The following is an 18,243-nucleotide window of genomic DNA, read 5'->3' as shown; positions in this document are numbered from 1 at the left end:
GACAGCAAGTTGCTGCATCTTAGTGATAGATAGGAGGAGAGCGGACTGGATGTAGTAGAGCGATTGAGGTCGAAGGATGAAACAGCACTGCAAGCGCTGATGGACCAGTATGGCGATTACTTGCTGCGTATGGCCTATTTGCTGCTGAAGGATGCGCACTTGGCTGAGGAGGCTGTTCAGGATACTTTCATCGCGGCCTTCACCAAGATTGAACAGCTTCGTGATGCGAATCAGCTTAAAAGCTGGCTGACTCGTATCGCGATTAATCATTGCCGGATGAAACAGCGCAGCTGGTCATGGCGCAAGCTGATTCCTTTCGCGCGTATGGAAGACATTTATATGGAGCGGGTGGTGCCTGATCTGGAAGAACAGTTTTTGGAGCAAGCGCGCAATCATCGGCTTGGTGAATCTGTACAGCGGTTAGATTACAAATATAGAGAAGCGATAACATTATATTACTATGCCGAGATGAGCATTCAAGAGATCGTACAATATACGAGCTTGAATGAAAACACGATAAAGTCAAGACTGGCCAGAGGGCGTGAGCTGCTGCGCAAGCAATGGGAAAAGGAGGGGCTATAATCGATGGCTGAACATAAGACATTACGCGCCGAGCTGGACGAGGAGCTGGAGAAGTTAACTTTTTCAGGGAAAATGGAAGTACGGAAACGCACTCATCCCAAATCGCGCAAAGATAAATTAATAGCATTATGGAATAAAGAGCTTGAACTATCACCGATTCCTCTTATTTCAGCAGCGGTTTCATGCTTGTTAATTGTTTGGAGCATAGGGGCATACGATACGAGCTTGCAATTAAGCAAGAGCGCTCCATACACTCAAGCCACAGAACTGGTCGAGGCAGGGGGCAATATTTACTTCAAGGAGCAATATGAAGGGAGGCTGCAGCAGTATGCGAAGGAAAATAACGATTAAAGTAAAGCATCTTGTTATAATGACGATTGTCCTTATGATTGGTATCCCTTTTTTCATAAATGTAGTTCAGCCCCAAGCGGAAACGCTGCTGGCCAAATGGCGGCCCGAGCTCGTAGATTGGGAATCCAGAACGATTAAAATAGTAAATCAAATAGATAAAGCTTCAGGTTCGAAAAAGTGGGGGCTTATACGTGAGCATATTATTGAATATGGCTCAGAGAATATTGAACATTCGTCTATTTTTGTAGGAGCTGGTTCGAGCTTTAGAATCCCTGATGGTACTGCAGAAATAAATTTAAGTATGGATGAGAAAATATACTTTTTGGAGCAGTATATCTCATCGGCACCAGCAGACGGATATTTAAAACGAGCAGCAAGACAGCTGGCCTATAACTACAGTAAAATTGGCGAGCAAGAAAAGGCTGTCGCTGCACTGGAGACAACGGAGAAACGGCTAATGAAGCTTTTAGACAATGTGAATAGGGATCAATTTGGCTTGAATGAGCTGACCTTGCAGCGGGCAAAAATGTTAGCAGACCTAGGTGATATAGAAAGTTCAGATCAAATATTGAACGACTTAAAAAATAGATGGAAGCCGACAGATGTGCGCATAAATGAACAAATGACCTTTTTGCAAATGAAAAATTTATTGCGCAGCGGGAAGCTTGAGGAAGCTTTGCATGTAGTAGAGCAGCAGGTAGGCCGTAAGGAGAAAGCTCAATTATGGGAAACAAATAATTACGCTATTAACATTCACGGCACACTGTTAAAAATGCGTGATTTAATGGACCGCATGCTGGAGCAAGGCGGCAAGCCTGCAGTAATATCAGGAAAAGTAACGCGCAGCGACGGAACGCCAGTTGCAGGTGTGGGCGTGTTTTTAAGGCTTAAAGAAAATTTGAACCATAGTCTGATGACAGATGAGCCCTATCAAACAATCAGTGATGCTGATGGCAATTACTCGTTTTATGGGGTTCTGGCTGGCAGCTATCAGCTTTTTCTCGGTTTAGAATATGAGCAGGCCGACGGCTATACTTGGTCAACGGGACGCGAGGTTTGGTTTGATGTGGACGATAATGATCCAAAAGGACAAATATTTGAGCAGCCGCTTGTCTTGACGCCTTTAATTGAGCTGAATGAACCTGTTAACAAGCAAATCATTACAGATTCAATCATTCAATTCAGCTGGGAGCCAGTGGCTGGTGCAGCGTATTATAATATACTGGGGCATGTACCTATCCAACATGGATCAATTGGAACAATAATAGCTTCGAATATAACGACTAACTTCAAACAAATATCAGCAGATGAGCTATATGATAGTGTTTCAGGAATCTCTTATCAAGATAGCGGGCAGGCTGAACCCGAATCCCTGCTTGGTTTTTTGAATGCAGATGCACTTTTTTTCTGGGAGGTGCAGGCATTTGATGTTCATGGCAATATGCTGTCCACCAGCAGCGGTTATCGATTGCAGGAAAATACGATGGGTAATTTGCCGTTTTTCTATTTGAAAGAAAGAACGTTAACAGAAGCAGATCGACTGCTGCTAAGTGGAAAACAGGATGAGGCAATAGATGCGTATCGGCTTGCATTTGAAAATAATAAACATGATGTGAATAGCTTGCGCATGCTTATTAAAATTCTGGAATCGAAGCATTCGCTATCGGAAGAAGGCCAGGTAAAGCAGGAAGTGATGGAATATTTGCAGCAGCTGTATAAGCTTGCGCCAACAAAGCATGTATTAAGCAAGCTTATAGACTATTATTATAATGCAGCGGATTGGCCTGCCTATCATAATGCGATAAAAGAGTATTTAATATTATCTGACGCGGGGAAACTAAACGACTACCAGCAATCCATTTATGCTACGGCACTAATGAAGCAAGGAAAGCTTGAAGAGGCACAGCAGCAGTTTGAGCTTGCCATGGAACTGGATAAAACACATCGTTTTGTTGGGAACTATTTGGCTGTGCTGCTATATATGGATTCGTCCTTCGAATCGGCTATTCAGGCAGCAGAGCAGTATCCTGAACGATCGACTTGGAACGATCAAAATTGGACAGCGAGCATAGAGCGGCTGCAGGCAGAAGCGGCGAAGCAAGCAACAGAGCCTTTGAAGCAAGCCTATCTGGAGGAAATGCGACAAGGATTAGAGCTCTATTTTAAAGGTGGAGATTTGAAGAAATGGCTCAATACTATAAAGCCATATCCAGCTTTGCGTTCATTTATTGAAGCTGTGCAAGAGGTAAGCTAACTGCTAAGGATTTCAACAATAAAAGCCTTAATCGGGGATGAAATTCCGATTGAGGCTTTTTCGAATTATAAAAATTTTAGAACGGCGAGCCGTTTATCTATGATCTTTTTATTGATGGGCTATCGTGATGGTAGTATGATAGATTTTGGTGGAAATATTTAGTAAGGAGGATCGTATGAAAAAATTGATCTATTCATTCTTTGCAATCATCGTACTGCTAATTGCAGTTCTTATATATAACCAGCTGAAGCTGGAGGAAGTAGAGGTAGCGCTTAACAGTGATTATTTAGTTGCCCCTGGCATTAAAATGACAGCCTCTTCCGAAACGCTTGATCATGTATCTCCCGTGTTCTATGAGCTGGGTCAAAAGTACAGGCAGCCGCATCAGTTTATCGTTTATTACGGGGAGCTGAAGTATAGCGGGATTTCCGATTATTCGGTATATGATCTTATGGTCGTGCTGGATAAAGATAAAGAAACCGTTGCGAAGGTGAGAGCGCAAGGGACAAAAGTGTTCCAATACGTTTATTTCGGCTCACGTTATGAAAATACAGCTGAATTTCTTGAAATGACAAAAAATACGATTAAATCGTTCAAGGATGAAGGACTGGCTGACGGGATATTTCTGGACGAAAGCGATATTGCTTATTGGGTTCATACGGATTTGCAAGATTCGGAGAAGCAGCAGGTATTTTATAATGACCTAAAAGAAATTACAGAGTATATTCGTTCGCTTGGCATGGAAAGCATCATTAACGGGACACGTTCCTTTGCGGAGCTTGGTGATTACTTTTTATGGGAAAGCTATTTGAGCTATTGGACTACGAATCAAGTGAAATGGGACAGCGCAACCCCGCTCGCCAGGCAGCTGGCTTCCAATGGAGCAGCCGCGTACGGAAGACGGTTTGCAGATTGGTCCTTCGAAGGCACGGCGCATGTGGATAATGGAAAGGTGATAGGCGGCGAAAAAGGCGCCATGGAGATCATAGTCGATTTGGAGAAAATTGCAGATCGGGAAGATCACAAGACGATGAATGAATGGGGCTATTTGGAGTGGCTTGGCGAGGGCGGCAGTGATGAGACGGTTTCTATATGGGCGTGGACAGGCAATTCCTTGCCTTTCGATGAGGCTGTTTGGACGAAGCTGCCAAAGCTTTGGAAGGGAGAGGCCAGAAGCTGGAACGGCATAGATCAGACGGCAAAATATGTGAAGCTGAGATTTGAATTTGATGGCGCTAGCGATTTGATGATGGAGCAGGTAAGGCTGACGTTCAACTATAACTATCCATATTGGAATATGGAAGAGTCGAATGATGAAGCGGACACGAACCCATACGATTGGAATTATAATAATAGTCAGCTGAAATATCTTCGCGAGCAAGTGCGCAGTGACGGTTCACCTATTAAAGTGCTGACGCACAGCTATGGAGAGAGTTCGGATGCGGATCGTATCAACTATACCTTTCTCGGCTCAGCTATTCACGGCTTGTACAGCTGGAACTATGTTCATCCATTAATGCAGACTGTCCATTATCCGGCCATTTTGGAAGAACCGCTGGGTATGCTGCTAAGGCGCGAGCAAGACGGGGATGCGGTAACGGGTTATTTTACAGGCGGTATCGCGTCGATTAATACGGCCAAGCACACTTACGAATGGGATAGGGAGGAACCGCCCTATTACTATAAGCAAGCTATAACGATAGATGGCAGCATGACCGATTGGCAGCAGAGCGATATGCTGTATGGCGAGCAGAATATGAACGGGCTATGGGTGACGGACGACAAAAGCAATTTGTATATTAAAATAAAGATGGCAGGCGGTATTCATTTAAGTGCGGATGAGCTTTCAGAACCGGAATATTATTACCATATTTATTTGGATACGGATAATGATGACAAAGAAGGCTATAAGGGCTCCTGGTGGGAAACGCCTGATGTTTGGGCAAAATTCAGAATGACGAACAACGGATTGTACCAATGGAATAGTTTTGTTAAGGATCCTCGCAGCAATGATGGATGGGAATGGCTGGGCACCGATAAAGTAATCTACCAGCTTAACGAGGCTGGCGATGAAATAGAGGTTCAAATTAAAAAAAGCACGCTTGGGAATTTGCCAGCTAAGCAGCTTAAGCTGTACGTAATAGCGGAAAATGCAAAGACGCATGAAGCAAGCTTTATGAAGCCGGAGGGCTGGGACGGCAAAACCTTTACTGGCGAGATGACCTATACACAGAAGGTGTTCAACCCTTACGTTCCTCATGGTTATATCCAATCACAGGAAATCGAAGCCAAGGGCGGGAAGTCAGCTGTGTTGTCATGGGACGAAGCCACCCTGCAGTCAGTCGAGGAAAGTACAGCTTCTATAGGGGCAGGTTCGGTAAAAGGTTGGATTAGGACGAGGACAGCAGGCAATGACGCTTGGAATGATTGGGTTGAAGTTGTTAACGGACAAAAGCTGAAAGGAAATTTTGACCGCGTTCAGTACAGTCTTGGCTTGTATACGGATAATGGCAGCTACTCGCCGAAGGTGTCTAATGTTCATTTGAAGCTGAAAATGAGAAAGTAAATAAAAATAATGGAACTCGCTTGACACTTCCGTTACGTAAGATGCTACGATCACGCCATAAAGGAGCTGATCAACTTGAAAATCAAGGAAGTATGCAAACGAACGAGTTTGACCGAAAGAACAATTCGCTATTATGTTGAAAGACAACTGATTCATCCTAAAGCTGAAATAATAAATGGAAGAAATTATTTGGACTACTCGGAAGAGGATGTCAGCCAATTGTTATGGATCGCTGAGCTGAGAAAGCTGCATTTCAGCATTGAGGATATTATTCAGATGATGGATTTTCCGCAGCAGTTGAGCAGTATACTTGTTCACCATCGTGATGCGCTTAAGCAGGAGCTGCAACAAAAAACGGATATTGTGCAGGCAATTGATCAGGCAATAGAGGAGCAGGTTGACAGCGTATCAGAGCTTGTGGAGCGTTTATCCGATGTGTCGCGTCATTATAGCCTGCCTCAGCTTGATGTGTATCCTAATTTTGCGAGATTTGACAGTGAAACGAAGGAAGAAAAAGAACAGGCGTATATTGATTTTTTGGCTGCACAAAAAATAAGAGATAAGGTTCAAAATATAACGAGGCCGGTTGTAAAGGCTATCCTTATACTAGGCTGTATAGCGGTATTATTCGGTGCAGTTGTGCTGCTGTCCGGCATTCCTAAAAAGATAGACAAGGAGCTCCCGGCGGTTCAATTTCGGATTAACGACGAGACGTACTCAGAAGTTACTTCGATCAGTATTCAAGGAAAGCTGTATAAAAGATGGTTTACGAGCCCCAGATTTGCAGGATCGCTTGTTATAGATAACTATGAATATACGAAAACGTATGAGTTGCTAGGCATAACTTTTTTTGATTCGATACAGCAAGGCTGGGGCGTGTTAACTTATTCTACGGTTATTGATGGCAGGCCGGAGCTTGAGTCGCTTGGCTTGATTCGAATAACTAAAGATTTCGAACAATTAGCCATCTGGGCGTATGAGCCGAAGCTGGGCGACCATAAATCTACAACAGATTTGCTGATTGCTGCTCCAGCACAAACACGGGAAGAGGCAGTACGCATTTACGAGCAATTGAAATCGAACGGACATTAATGACCTTTAGCTGGCGAAAATGGCGAGAAACTAATTGTAACGGTCACTGGTGACCTTTAGATGACCAAATCATCTACTTAAAGAGCAAAAAGCTATGTAAGGGACATTTGTGGCCGTTACAATTCAAAAAAGGCGGAGACAAGGCTGTTACGGTCAGTTGTGTCCGTTACAAATTGTGATGTAAGTGCTCCAATCAGCTCCGGTTGGCTTTTCTACATTTAAGGACGGCGGAGCCATTCTTTCGTGCTTCCAATGAAAGCGCTACAAAAAAGTTGTTGACAATAAAATGCAATCCCTTTATATTGTAGTTAAACGGTTAACTAAAGGGAGCAGAAAGATGTCAAAGAAAAAAATAACGATCAGAGATGTAGCTAAGCATGCAGATGTGTCCATTGCCGCTGTCTCCTACGTGCTTAACAACAAAGCGCATAAAGTATCCGACGATACTGTCGCCCTCATACATAAGTCCATTAAGGAGCTAAATTATATTCCAAGCATTTCGGCAAGAGGGCTCGTAAATAATACTTCGCAGCTAATAGCTGTCATCATTCCTCAGACGGAAGAGCATAAGCAGCTAGTTTTTCAAAATCCTTTTTACAGTGAAATGATCAGCAATATTGAAGCGGCAGTTCGCAGTGACGGATATCATGTCCTTCTTGCCGGAGTTGAAAAAGGCAAATCATATCTGGATATATCGATCTCGCGAAATTTGGATGGCGCTATTCTTATCGGCATTTATCCTGAAGAGCTATATGAAGAATGCAAGCAGGCCAATATTCCAATCGTGCTGGTTGACAGTTATATTCACGATCAATATTTTGCAAATGTAGGCATCGATGATGAACATGGCGGCTATATAGCTACGAAGCATTTAATCGAGAATGGGCATAAGCATATTGCCATTACGACAGGCAGTATCCGGCGAGATGGTGTTGTAGAAAAGCGGTTTCTTGGCTATAAGCGCGCAATAGAGGAAGCGGGTCTTCCTTATCGCTCGGATTATGTTTTCGGTGAATCGGTTTCCTTTGAGCATGGTCATGATACGGGCTGCTTGATCGCCAAAGACTATCCCGAAATTACAGCCGTTTTTGCAACTGCTGATGTAATGGCGTTTGGTGTCATGCGCGGCCTGATGGAGAATGGATTGATCGTACCTGACGATATTTCGGTCATTGGATTTGATGACATTTCATGGGCGCATATGTTTTTCCCTCCGCTTACAACAGTAAGACAGCATATCGCAAGCAAAGGGCAACAAGCTGCACAACTGCTATTGGATCAAATCAAGCGTAAAAAAGTTCTGACTGCGGAAGAAAAGCAGGTCATAGTCCCGCTGGAAGTTGTTTCTCGCAACACCGTTCGGAAAATATAAGTTCATAATTTCATTGTGAAGTTAAACGGTTAACCTTGATGGGGCTAGGGTCAAGGCATGCTGTTTGATGATAAAGGCTGAAATAACGATTTCATTATTATTAGGGGGTTAACGATGATGAGAATGTTCAGAGGCAGGAAGTCCGTTTTTATTTTATCCGTAATAGTAGTGCTTGCGATGGTGGTAGGCTGCAGCAATAATAACGGCAGCAAACCGGTGGCGAGTGAGCCAAACAAAGCGACTGACCAAAACAAAGCGACTGATCAAAACAAAGAGAAACAGCAGGTAACCGTTAAGTTTACAAATTTCTCTGCTGCAGGTGATGCGGCACCTGCTTTGGAGGCTATGAGGGTAAAGTTTGAAGACTTGAATCCGGATATTAAAGTAGATATCGAAACAATCGGATACGATGAGTATTTTACACAAATGCAAACAAGGGTTGCCGGCGGCACAGCGCCGGACGCTTATGAGCTTAACTTCGAAAACTTTTTCTCTTATGCCAAGAAAGGTGTTTTGAAATCATTAGATGAATTTTCTATCGACAAATCGGCATTGTATGAAACAGCATTGAATGCGTTCCAATCGGACGGCGTCCAGTATGGCTTGCCAGCGAGCTTCTCTAATGTTGTGCTTATTTATAACAAGGATCTTTTTGATAAAGCGAGTGTAAGCTATCCAACAAATGATTGGACTTGGAAGGATATGGACGAGGCTGGCGCGAAAATCCGAGCGCTGGGCAATGATATTTTTGGCGTACACCAAAGCGTACAATTTTTCGAGTTTTTTAAAGCCGCAAAGCAAAATGGCGGGGGCTTGCTGAACGCAGACGGTACAGCTTTTACAGTCAATTCACCAGAAAATATCGGAGCATTGCAGCATTTGGCTGATCGCATCAATAAATCCAATATTATGGCTTCAGATGCGCAATTAAGTGGAATGGGAGACTGGGATCTGTTTAAAAGCGGCCGTTTGGGCATGATTATTACTGGAATCTGGGCATTTCCGGACTTTGTTGAGAATGTATCCTTCAACTGGGATATCGCAGTAGAACCAGGCAATGTACAAAAAGCTACGCATTTCTTCTCCAACGGTTACGTTATTAACAAGGAGTCGAAGGTTGCAGATGCGGCATTCAAGTGGATTAGTTTTATGTCGTCAAGCGAAGAAGCGGCAAAAATCCGTGTAGATGCAAACTGGGAGCTGCCGGCAGTTACATTTGCTTCTGTACAAGAAAACTATTTGAAAATAACGCCGCCAGAAAATCGCGAAGCGGTATTTGAGTCGCTGAATTACTTAATGACACCTCCAGTCATTGAACAGTTTAACGAAATGAACGATATTCTTTCCCAGCATTTATCCAAGGCTGCCCAAGGCGTAGTATCGCCGGAGCAAGCGTTGTCTGATGCGCAAAAGGAATTGGAAAGCAAAATCAAGCTTCAATAATTCATGCATTCATACGGGCAGTAAGGAGAGGATCCTGCTGCTCGTATGCATATAAAGAGGTGCATAATGAAAAGTAACTCGAAGCTAAAAAAACGGTTAATTATATTCGCCTTTCTGCTCCCTTCGCTGGCAGGTCTTATCGTATTCAGTATTATACCGATTATTTATTCCTTTCTAATAAGCTTTACAGACTGGAACGGGCTGAATAGATGGAATCTTAATGAAGGGGTTCCGAATTTAATAGGTATTCAAAATTATGTAGAAATATTAAAAAGCGAAGAGTTTTGGAAGGTTTTAGGCAACACATTCACGTTTATCATCCTGTACATTCCGCTTATTATCGTCATGTCGATCCTCGCGGCTGTGCTTTTGAATCAGAAAAAGCGCGGAGTTGGCATCTTCCGTGTCGTTTACTTTATACCGGTGCTTACCTCATGGGTAGCGGCATCATTGATTTGGAAATGGCTGCTTAGCAAAGATTATGGCCCCGTCAATCAGCTGCTTTCCTTTGTTGGAATTGACGGCCCTGCGTGGCTGCAGGATCCGTTCTGGGCGATGCCGGGCATAGTCATTGCCAGCGTGTGGAAGGATTTGGGCTATTTCTCGCTCATTCTGCTAGGCGGTTTGCAAGGCATCAATCCAACCTATTATGAAGCGGCGCAAATCGATGGCGCTAATGCCTTTCGCAAGCTGATGCATATAACGATTCCATTGCTGACACCTATTCTTTTTTTCGTCATGATCATCAGCATCATCAGTTCCTTTCAATTGTTCCCGCAGGTCATGATTATGACTGATGCAGGACCATACGGCTCAACGCAGGTTATGGTGGAGCGGATTTACCGCTATTCATTCAACTATCATAAGATGGGCTATGCATCCTCCTTCTCCTGGATTTTATTCATTATCATTTTTGTATTTACGCTCGTTCAATTGAGACTTCAGAAAAAGTGGGTGCATTACGATGGTTAGAAAACCGATCAACTCACTCCTTTACTATGTGATTGCCATTATATTAGCTGTATTTGCGTTATTGCCATTTCTATGGATGTTAAGCACCTCGCTCAAAACAGAAGGCGCATTAATGAGCATTCCGATTCAGTGGATTCCAGATCCGATTAATTTCTCAGCCTATACGAAGCTGTTTGAATTATTTCCATTCGGCAAAGCGGTGCTGAACAGCGCCTTTATTACAGCGGCGACTACAGCAGTTCGATTAATATCTTCCTTAATGGCCGCTTATATTTTCGCGAAGGTGTCGTTCAAGGGGCGAGAGATCGTTTTTGCTTTATTTCTGGCTACGATGATGGTGCCTGCTCAGGTGACGACAATTCCTGTTTTTCTAGTTTTAAAGGAGCTGTCGCTAATTAATTCCTATTCAGGCTTGATTTTGCCTTCTATTTTCAATGCGTTTGCAATATTTATGCTGCGCCAGCACATCAAAACGATTCATGACGATTTTCTAGATGCCGCTTATATGGACGGAGCGTCCCATTTTCAAATGTTCCGCAAGATTATTATTCCATTAAGCGTGCCGATCGTGATGACACTTGCTGTACTAATTGTTATGGAAACTTGGGGCGATTATTTCTGGCCTTTAATTGTATTGTCGGAAAAGGAGAAGATGACGCTCACGCTTGCCCTTGCGCAATTAAATGGGCAGTTCTCCAGCAAGTACAATATTTTAATGGCAGGCAGCTTAATATCAATGGTTCCGATCTTGCTAGTTTATCTGTTTGCGCAGAAATTTTTTAAAGAGGGATTACAGCTAGGAGGCGTTAAATAATGAGCTACGAACAATCGACTACATATATTGGGCAGCAGATGCTAATGGGATATATGGATGTCAAATGCGAGCGTTGGAGCGAAGCGTCCGCCCTGCTGCAGGAAGCGGAGCGGTCGTTGCAGCCTGAAGAAAGCTTGCTGACGGATTTATCCGGCTGGCTTTGGCTGCTGGGCGAATATACACAGCAGTCCAAGGATGATAGACTTGCAGAACGCTATAAGGATAAGATTATGGCTTGTATCGATGCGATAAGTGCCGGATGGTTCAAGCCTGCTGTTCACTGGATGTATGGAGACCGTCAGGGCGTATATTTAAGCCAGGTGGCGCTTCACTACGCCGCGCTGCGATCCGCCGGCTTTATGCTTGTATCAGATACAGCGCTTCGCACAAGCAAGGAGATGAGAGATCAGCTATTTGCTACATTCATGAATGGCATCGCTATGGTCAGCGAGCAGGGAACGACGGAGGTTAGAGCGGATATTGTGCTTGCAACCGTGCCATTTGGCTTTTTTACGCCTGGCGACCTGGCTTTATTAAAGGGTCTGGAGGCAATTGACGATGCGAAGCTGTCTGGCGTTGAAGCGGCAATATTCAGCTGGTATTACGCGGAATGCGGCAAGCTAGCCAAGGCCGGGCAGCTGTACAGCCAAGCCGCGCAATCTGGCAAGGACAGCCCATTTGTAGAAGCGGTTCAGAGCTTGCTGACGCTTTATCGGGAAAGTGATGAAATCGGCTTTGACCATAGGCCTTTAGGCAGCGAATGCCCTTATTTTGCAGAGGAAAATGAACGCTATCCCCGAACCGTGCTGGAGCAGGATGATGTCACGATAAAAATGATCGTTCGCGGTCCTTATGAAATGGACAGAGCTGACCTTCATTATACACTGGACGGAGCTTCCTATGAGAGTGTTGAAATGTCCTTTGTGGCGGCGGCATCAGCGGAGCAGGAGGGATTCTGGCAGGCGGTTATTCCGAGCGCGCCCGCATATAGCCAGGTCAGCTATTACTTTGATGCGGCTCATGAATCGGGTATTTATGAATCCAAAATCTATAGCTACGAGGTATATCGCTGGGAAAGTTTTCAGCCATTTCATGTACAACTGCAAGGAGCCAGCACGGTATATTCTTATGCACCGGCAAATGGGGCAACCTATGCCAGGCTGAGCGTTACTGCCAATCCCGCTAAGGGAGTGCAATATGAGCTTACTTTTCATAGCAGCGCCAACAGTTTGGCAGAAAAAGAGCGTTCAGATCTGCTAATGCTTAGCAGCAATCAGCAATCTCCTCTCCCCAAATTAACTATTTTGCAAAATAGAGAGCGAAAAGCAGTGAAAGCTAGGCTGATCTATGAAATAAACGAAGACTCTCGCTGGTACGGGATGGGGGAACGGTTCTCACAGCTTTCCTACGAGCAAGGCGAGCTGGATAACTATGTTTATAATCAGTATAAGGATCAAGGGCATCGAACCTATATTCCAATACCGCTTGCAATAGGCGGGGATGGCTTCGGCATTTTTCTGCAAAGCTCTTTATATTCGATTTACCGTTTTGGCACGAAAAAGGCAGCGGAGCTGGAAATAGAAGCGGATATATCCCCCAAGCAGCAAGAACTGGTTTGGCATTGGCTAATTGGCGAGCCTGCTCAGCAGATCAAGCAGTATTGCCATATTACGACCCTGCCTAAATTGCCGCCCAAATGGGCTTTTGGCCCTTGGATGAGCAGCAATAACTGGGATAGCGATAAGGAAACGAGATATCAGCTGGAGCAAAATAAAAAACACCAAATTGCCGCAACAGTAATCGTGCTTGAGCAATGGAGCGACGAAGCAACCTTTTATATTTTCAACGATGCACAGTATGAGGGGAAGGGCGGGGAAGAACGCTTCACATACAATGATTTTACTTTCCCCGCGTGGGGAAGGTGGCCTGATCCGAAGGGGCTTGTCGACCGGATTCATGAAGACGGGCTGAGATTGCTGCTCTGGCAAGCGCCGGTTATGAAGTATATGGAAGGACTGGTGCATCAGCAGCATGACAGGGATGAAGCAGTTATGCTTGAGCGGGGTTATATGGTGCAGGAAGCAGACGGTTCGCCTTATCGTATTCCAAGCTTTGAGTGGTTTAGAGGCAGTCTGGTGCCGGACTTTACCAATGAAGCAGGAGCCGGCTGGTGGCTTGGAAAACGCCTGTATTTGCTTGATGAGCTCGGTATTGACGGCTTTAAAACCGATGGCGGCGAATGTATATACGGCACCAGCCTGCAATTTCACGATGGACGCAGCGGTGCAGAAATGCGTAATGAATATCCTAACACCTACGTTAATGCTTTCCATCAATTTGCGAATCAGTTCGTCCCAGGAGGAGCAATCACGTTCAGCCGGGCAGGATACTCGGGTGCACAGGCAACGCCAATGCATTGGGCGGGGGATGAGAAATCGACCTTTGCCGCGTTTAAGGCAAGCCTAGTTGCCGGGCTGAGCAGCGGTTTGTCGGGCCTTCCGTTTTGGGGCTGGGATTTAGGAGGATTTTCTGGCGAAATCCCATCTGCTGAGCTGTTTATACGATCTGCGCAAATGGCAGCCTTTTGTCCGGTTATGCAGTACCATGCCGAAAGCAAAGGCCAGTACAATATGGACCGTACGCCATGGAATATAGCCGAGCGAAGAAATGCTCCTGAGGCACTTCATATCTATAAGCAATATGCTGATCTTCGCATGAATTTATTGCCTTATATTTATGAGCAAGCGCAGCGAAGCGCTGCTACAGGCGAGCCTTTAATGCGGGCGCTATGTTTTGATTTTCCGCAGGATCCAATCGCAAACCGCATAGAGACGCAATATATGTTTGGCCAAGCGCTGCTTGTAGCCCCTGTACTGGAAGAAGGAGCGAGGGAACTGAATATATATTTCCCGGCAGGCCATTGGGTTAGCTTGATGGATCATGATGCTGCTCCAATAGCCGGCGGGAAATACCTGGAAGTAACCGCAGCGCTAGAGGAAATTCCGGTCTATATTCGTGCTGATTCTGTTATTCCGGCGCATGTATCCGGGGATCTGGAGCTTGCCAGTTATGTTGGGAACAGCATAGAAATTGATCATGAGCTTATGCTGATCGCATACGTGATGTCAGCAATTAATTATACTTTTTCCGAAGAAGGAACTTATCATGCCGAGCTTTCCGTACAGACAGATGGAGCAGTGATGCACATACAAGCCAATATATCAGGACCGCGCAGCCCTGTATTATGGCTAAAGCAGGCGGCTGCAAGCAGTTATTTATCAATAGATGGAACTAATCTTCTTGAAGTTACGAGAGAGGATCAATTAGATGAAGGATGTTTTATGCGCAGAGGCAATGATTTACTGCTGCGTTTAAAGCTAGGCCGGCAAACGATACAATGCTGCTAGCTGCTTGGCGGGGGAGAGGCGCTGCTCTCTTCCCCGCTATACATCATGAATTGCATCAGGTGTCTTTATTCCATTTTAAATTTGGGAGAGTGATGATCTGTGCAAGTTTTTCGTACTGGTTTGATCAGCTTTTTAACCATCCTTCTGCTCACATCCATGAGCGTACCGGCAATGGCATTGGGTGGTATATGGCATGATCCGTATGGTGATGACGATTTGTACACAGTGCAGGAATCAGAACGGTATCCTCGTGATCCGAAGGCTGGCGAGCAAGTATTTATTAAAATGAATACATGGCCGATTGAACCGGGCCAAGCCGTTTGGGTGGAATGGAGCCGTAATGGCACACCGCAAACGCCTATCGGAGCTGCATGGAAATATAATTCCTCCAGCGATACGTACTGGGAAGCTGCGCTTGGCAGCTTTAATAAAGGAGATCGTATCGAATACACCGTCTATGCCAACCAAAATGGAGCAAATACGAAATCGGCTGGGCCGTATCAATTTACGGTAACCGACTGGGAAAGCCTGACAAAAATTAATAGTTATATGAATCTCAGCAATCGTATCCAGTTTCAAGGAGAAGCAAATACCGGAATTTTCACCCCACAATTAAACCTCTTATTTGAAAATAGCGAAACAGTTAGAGTTCAGCTATCGCCTAATGGCTCGGGAAATTTTGCAAGTGGCCAAGCCGTTTACACGATCCATGAATCAGCTTCGCACTACGATATAAAAACATCCAGCATGACTGTACGCATTCAAAAAAATCCATTTCGCATGAGCATTTACGACGCAGATGGCACCACCTTATTAACAGAGCATTCCTCTCCGGCTACAAGCCGCACCATGTCTTGGCTGACCAATGGCACCACCATTATTGATCAGGTTCAAGATCATTTCAGCACCCCTGCCAATGAGCAATTTTATGGCTTTGGAGAGCGTTACAGCGAGCTTGGCAAGCGCGGCCAGGAAATTGAAAACTATGTATTCAATCAATATTTGAATCAGAATGAAAAAACCTACATGGCTATTCCATATTTTGTGAGCACAAAAAACTATGGCTTGCTCGTTAATAGCACGTATTATTCAAAATTTGAAATGGCATCAAGCGGAGTGCCAAGCGATCAATACCGTTTTTCGGTTCATACGGGCGGCAGTCCCCAATCCTTATTAGACTATACGATTTATACTGGAAGCGATATGAAGGATGTGATGTCCAATTATGCTCAAAATGTGGCGCTGCCTCAGCTTCCGCCCAAATGGGGATTTGGACTATGGCTGTCGGCTAATGAGTGGGACCGCCAAACCGAAGTAATGGATTTGCTAACAAAGCTGGATACGTATCAGATACCATCGACTGCAATCGTGTTAGAACAATGGAGCGATGAGGAAACCTTCTACATTTGGAATGATGCGACCTATACAGCAAAGCCAGGCAATCAGGTGTTTACAGCTGCCGATTTTAATTTTAGCGGCAAATGGACAGATCCAAAGGCCATGATTGACAGTCTTCATGACGCTGGATTAAAGGTGCTATTATGGCAAAATCCTTCGCAGAAATATACGCCGTATGCATACGAGCAAAAGGATAATGATACAGCTTATATGCTATCGCAAAATTATAATGTGAAGGATGGCCAGGGCGGAGATTACCGTATTCCTGCCAATGGCTGGTTTGGCAACAGTCTGGTGCCCGACTTCACTAACCCGGCTGCTGAAGAGTGGTGGCTCTCCAAGCGGAAATATTTGCTGGAGGATATGAATATAGACGGCTTTAAAACCGATGGCGGAGAAATTATTTGGGGCAGAGACACTACGTTTTATAACGGTAAAAAAGGCGATGAAATGAGAAATCAATTCCCTAATGAATATATAAGAGCATTTTATGATTTTGCCAAATCTTATAAGCCTGATGCCATGTCCTTTAGCCGAGCAGGGACGACCGGCATTCAGCAGTATCCGGCTCTATGGGCTGGCGATCAGGATTCCTCCTTTAATACGATGCAGCAGGCGTTGAAGGCGGGGTTATCGGCTAATCTGTCAGGCGTTCCGTTCTGGAGCTGGGATGTCGGCGGCTTTACAGGCGATTATCCGTCCGCAGAACTGTATAAACGCTCTGTGGCGCTGGGGGCATTTACGCCTATTATGCAAATTCACTCTGAAAAAGCCAACCCTGCAATAAGCGAGGAACGGACACCTTGGAACGCTGCTGCCCGCAACGGTAATGACACTTCTATTATTGATACCTTTAGAAAGTTTACGAATTTGCGCATGAATTTATTGCCTTATATTTACAGTGAAGCAGCTGCTACAAGTGCGACAGGGGTACCGTTTATGCGTGCCATGAGCCTGGAATATCCTCAGGACAATCAGACGCATTCCTTGCAATATCAATATATGTTTGGCAGCAATCTGCTTGTTGCGCCTATTGTGGAAGGCGGTACAAACATTAAAAATGTTTATTTGCCTGAAGGAGAATGGATTGACTTCTTCTATGGCGCGCAGCGGCCGGGCAATCAGACGATAGCGTATTATGCTGATGCTGATTCTATTCCTGTGTTTGTAAAAGCCGGAGCTATTATTCCGCTTAATCTGAATGCTGACTATCAATTAACAGGAGCAATAGGCAATAGCTTGGATCAGTATACGAATCTCGTTTTCAGAATCTATCCTTCAGGCAGTAGCGCATATGATTGGCAGGATGATATTGGTGGTGGCCCGGTAGGCAAATCCGTGAAGCAAATTCAAGTGAATGAAAGCTATGCAACGGGAGAAGTGACCGCAACACTGCCGTCAATGGATATGCACAGCACCCTTCAGGTGTTTGCATCCAAGCCGTCTGGTGTGACAATTAACAATGCAGGCGTGACAGAGTATAGCAGCAAGGCTGCTTTACATGCTGCTGCGCAAGGCTGGTATTATGATGCCGCCGATAAGTTCGTCTATGTAAAAGCAGCAGCTGGTACGAGTACGCGTACGGTAATGCTGTCCGGTACAGCCAAGGCTGAATATGAAGCAGAATATGCAGCTCACCATCAAGTGAGCACGAATACGAACCATGCAGGCTTCTTAGGCTCAGGATTCGTTGACGGTTTTGAAACGGTGGGCGATTACGTGGAATTTGATGTGTTTGCTGCGAACAGCGGCGCTCATCAACTGGATATCGCGTATACTTCTGCCGGGGGCGCAGCTTCCCGCAATGTGTATGTGAATGGCGTCTATTCCGCCACTGCGGCATTGCCAGACACAAGCAGCTGGAGCAGCTGGCAAACTGTGACACTGCCAGTAAATCTATCTGCAGGACATAATATCATCCGGCTGCAGTATGATAGCGGCAATACGCTAGGGATTAATGTGGACTATATTCGTCTTCGCTAAAGAAGATAG

11 protein-coding genes are annotated in these 18,243 nt (G+C 44.9%); all 11 read left to right on the top strand.

The features are described 5' to 3' along the window. The first annotated feature begins 63 nt into the window (after positions 1–63). Positions 64–582 (top strand): sigma-70 family RNA polymerase sigma factor, encoded by a 519-nt coding sequence (locus tag ACRRU2_RS06045; RefSeq protein WP_432500420.1) that lies wholly within the window; start codon positions 64–66, stop codon positions 580–582. 3 nt (positions 583–585) lie between these two features. Further along, on the top strand, positions 586–933 hold the full coding sequence (locus tag ACRRU2_RS06040) for a hypothetical protein (RefSeq protein ID WP_432500419.1): 348 nt from the start codon (positions 586–588) through the stop codon (positions 931–933). Continuing rightward, positions 911–3,187 (top strand): hypothetical protein, encoded by a 2,277-nt coding sequence (locus ACRRU2_RS06035; protein WP_432500418.1) that lies wholly within the window; start codon positions 911–913, stop codon positions 3,185–3,187. Before ACRRU2_RS06040 ends, ACRRU2_RS06035 begins: the two co-directional genes overlap by 23 nt. A 175-nt stretch (positions 3,188–3,362) precedes the next feature. Then, complete coding sequence (locus ACRRU2_RS06030; protein WP_432500417.1) at positions 3,363–5,753, top strand: hypothetical protein; 2,391 nt, start codon at positions 3,363–3,365, stop codon at positions 5,751–5,753. 75 nt (positions 5,754–5,828) lie between these two features. Further along, positions 5,829–6,845 (top strand): MerR family transcriptional regulator, encoded by a 1,017-nt coding sequence (locus ACRRU2_RS06025; protein ID WP_432500416.1) that lies wholly within the window; start codon positions 5,829–5,831, stop codon positions 6,843–6,845. A gap of 337 nt (positions 6,846–7,182) precedes the next feature. Next, positions 7,183–8,217, top strand: coding sequence for a LacI family DNA-binding transcriptional regulator (locus ACRRU2_RS06020; protein ID WP_432500415.1), 1,035 nt, complete (start codon positions 7,183–7,185; stop codon positions 8,215–8,217). Between the two features lie 114 nt (positions 8,218–8,331). Beyond that, a complete protein-coding gene (locus ACRRU2_RS06015) occupies positions 8,332–9,660 on the top strand; it encodes an ABC transporter substrate-binding protein (protein ID WP_432500414.1) in 1,329 nt (442 codons plus the stop codon). 66 nt (positions 9,661–9,726) lie between these two features. Beyond that, the gene (locus ACRRU2_RS06010) at positions 9,727–10,632 is read left to right on the top strand and encodes a carbohydrate ABC transporter permease (protein ID WP_331698431.1); all 906 of its coding nucleotides are present in this window, start codon (positions 9,727–9,729) and stop codon (positions 10,630–10,632) included. Beyond that, positions 10,625–11,446, top strand: a complete 822-nt coding sequence (locus tag ACRRU2_RS06005; protein ID WP_331698430.1) for a carbohydrate ABC transporter permease — start codon at positions 10,625–10,627, stop codon at positions 11,444–11,446. Before ACRRU2_RS06010 ends, ACRRU2_RS06005 begins: the two co-directional genes overlap by 8 nt. Then, the gene (locus ACRRU2_RS06000) at positions 11,446–14,853 is read left to right on the top strand and encodes a TIM-barrel domain-containing protein (RefSeq protein ID WP_432500413.1); all 3,408 of its coding nucleotides are present in this window, start codon (positions 11,446–11,448) and stop codon (positions 14,851–14,853) included. The genes ACRRU2_RS06005 and ACRRU2_RS06000 overlap by 1 nt, the downstream gene beginning before the upstream one ends. 99 nt (positions 14,854–14,952) lie before the next feature. After that, positions 14,953–18,234, top strand: coding sequence for a TIM-barrel domain-containing protein (locus ACRRU2_RS05995; protein WP_432500412.1), 3,282 nt, complete (start codon positions 14,953–14,955; stop codon positions 18,232–18,234). Positions 18,235–18,243: the final 9 nt, after the last annotated feature.

Source organism: Paenibacillus sp. GXUN7292 (genome assembly GCF_050864975.1).
In the GTDB taxonomy this organism is placed as follows: domain Bacteria; phylum Bacillota; class Bacilli; order Paenibacillales; family Paenibacillaceae; genus Pristimantibacillus.
Note: the sequence above shows the minus strand (reverse complement) of the source record. Positions and strands in the feature narration are given on the sequence as shown.

Bases quoted from the DNA above. Each gene is read 5' to 3' on its own strand.
- ACRRU2_RS06030 (WP_432500417.1), top strand. From the start codon at position 3,363: ATGAAAAAATTGATCTATTCATTCTTTGCAATCATCGTACTGCTAATT.
- ACRRU2_RS06040 (WP_432500419.1), top strand. From the start codon at position 586: ATGGCTGAACATAAGACATTACGCGCCGAGCTGGACGAGGAGCTGGAG.
- ACRRU2_RS06015 (WP_432500414.1), top strand. From the start codon at position 8,332: ATGATGAGAATGTTCAGAGGCAGGAAGTCCGTTTTTATTTTATCCGTA.
- ACRRU2_RS06000 (WP_432500413.1), top strand. From the start codon at position 11,446: ATGAGCTACGAACAATCGACTACATATATTGGGCAGCAGATGCTAATG.
- ACRRU2_RS06035 (WP_432500418.1), top strand. From the start codon at position 911: ATGCGAAGGAAAATAACGATTAAAGTAAAGCATCTTGTTATAATGACG.
- ACRRU2_RS06020 (WP_432500415.1), top strand. From the start codon at position 7,183: ATGTCAAAGAAAAAAATAACGATCAGAGATGTAGCTAAGCATGCAGAT.
- ACRRU2_RS06010 (WP_331698431.1), top strand. From the start codon at position 9,727: ATGAAAAGTAACTCGAAGCTAAAAAAACGGTTAATTATATTCGCCTTT.
- ACRRU2_RS06005 (WP_331698430.1), top strand. From the start codon at position 10,625: ATGGTTAGAAAACCGATCAACTCACTCCTTTACTATGTGATTGCCATT.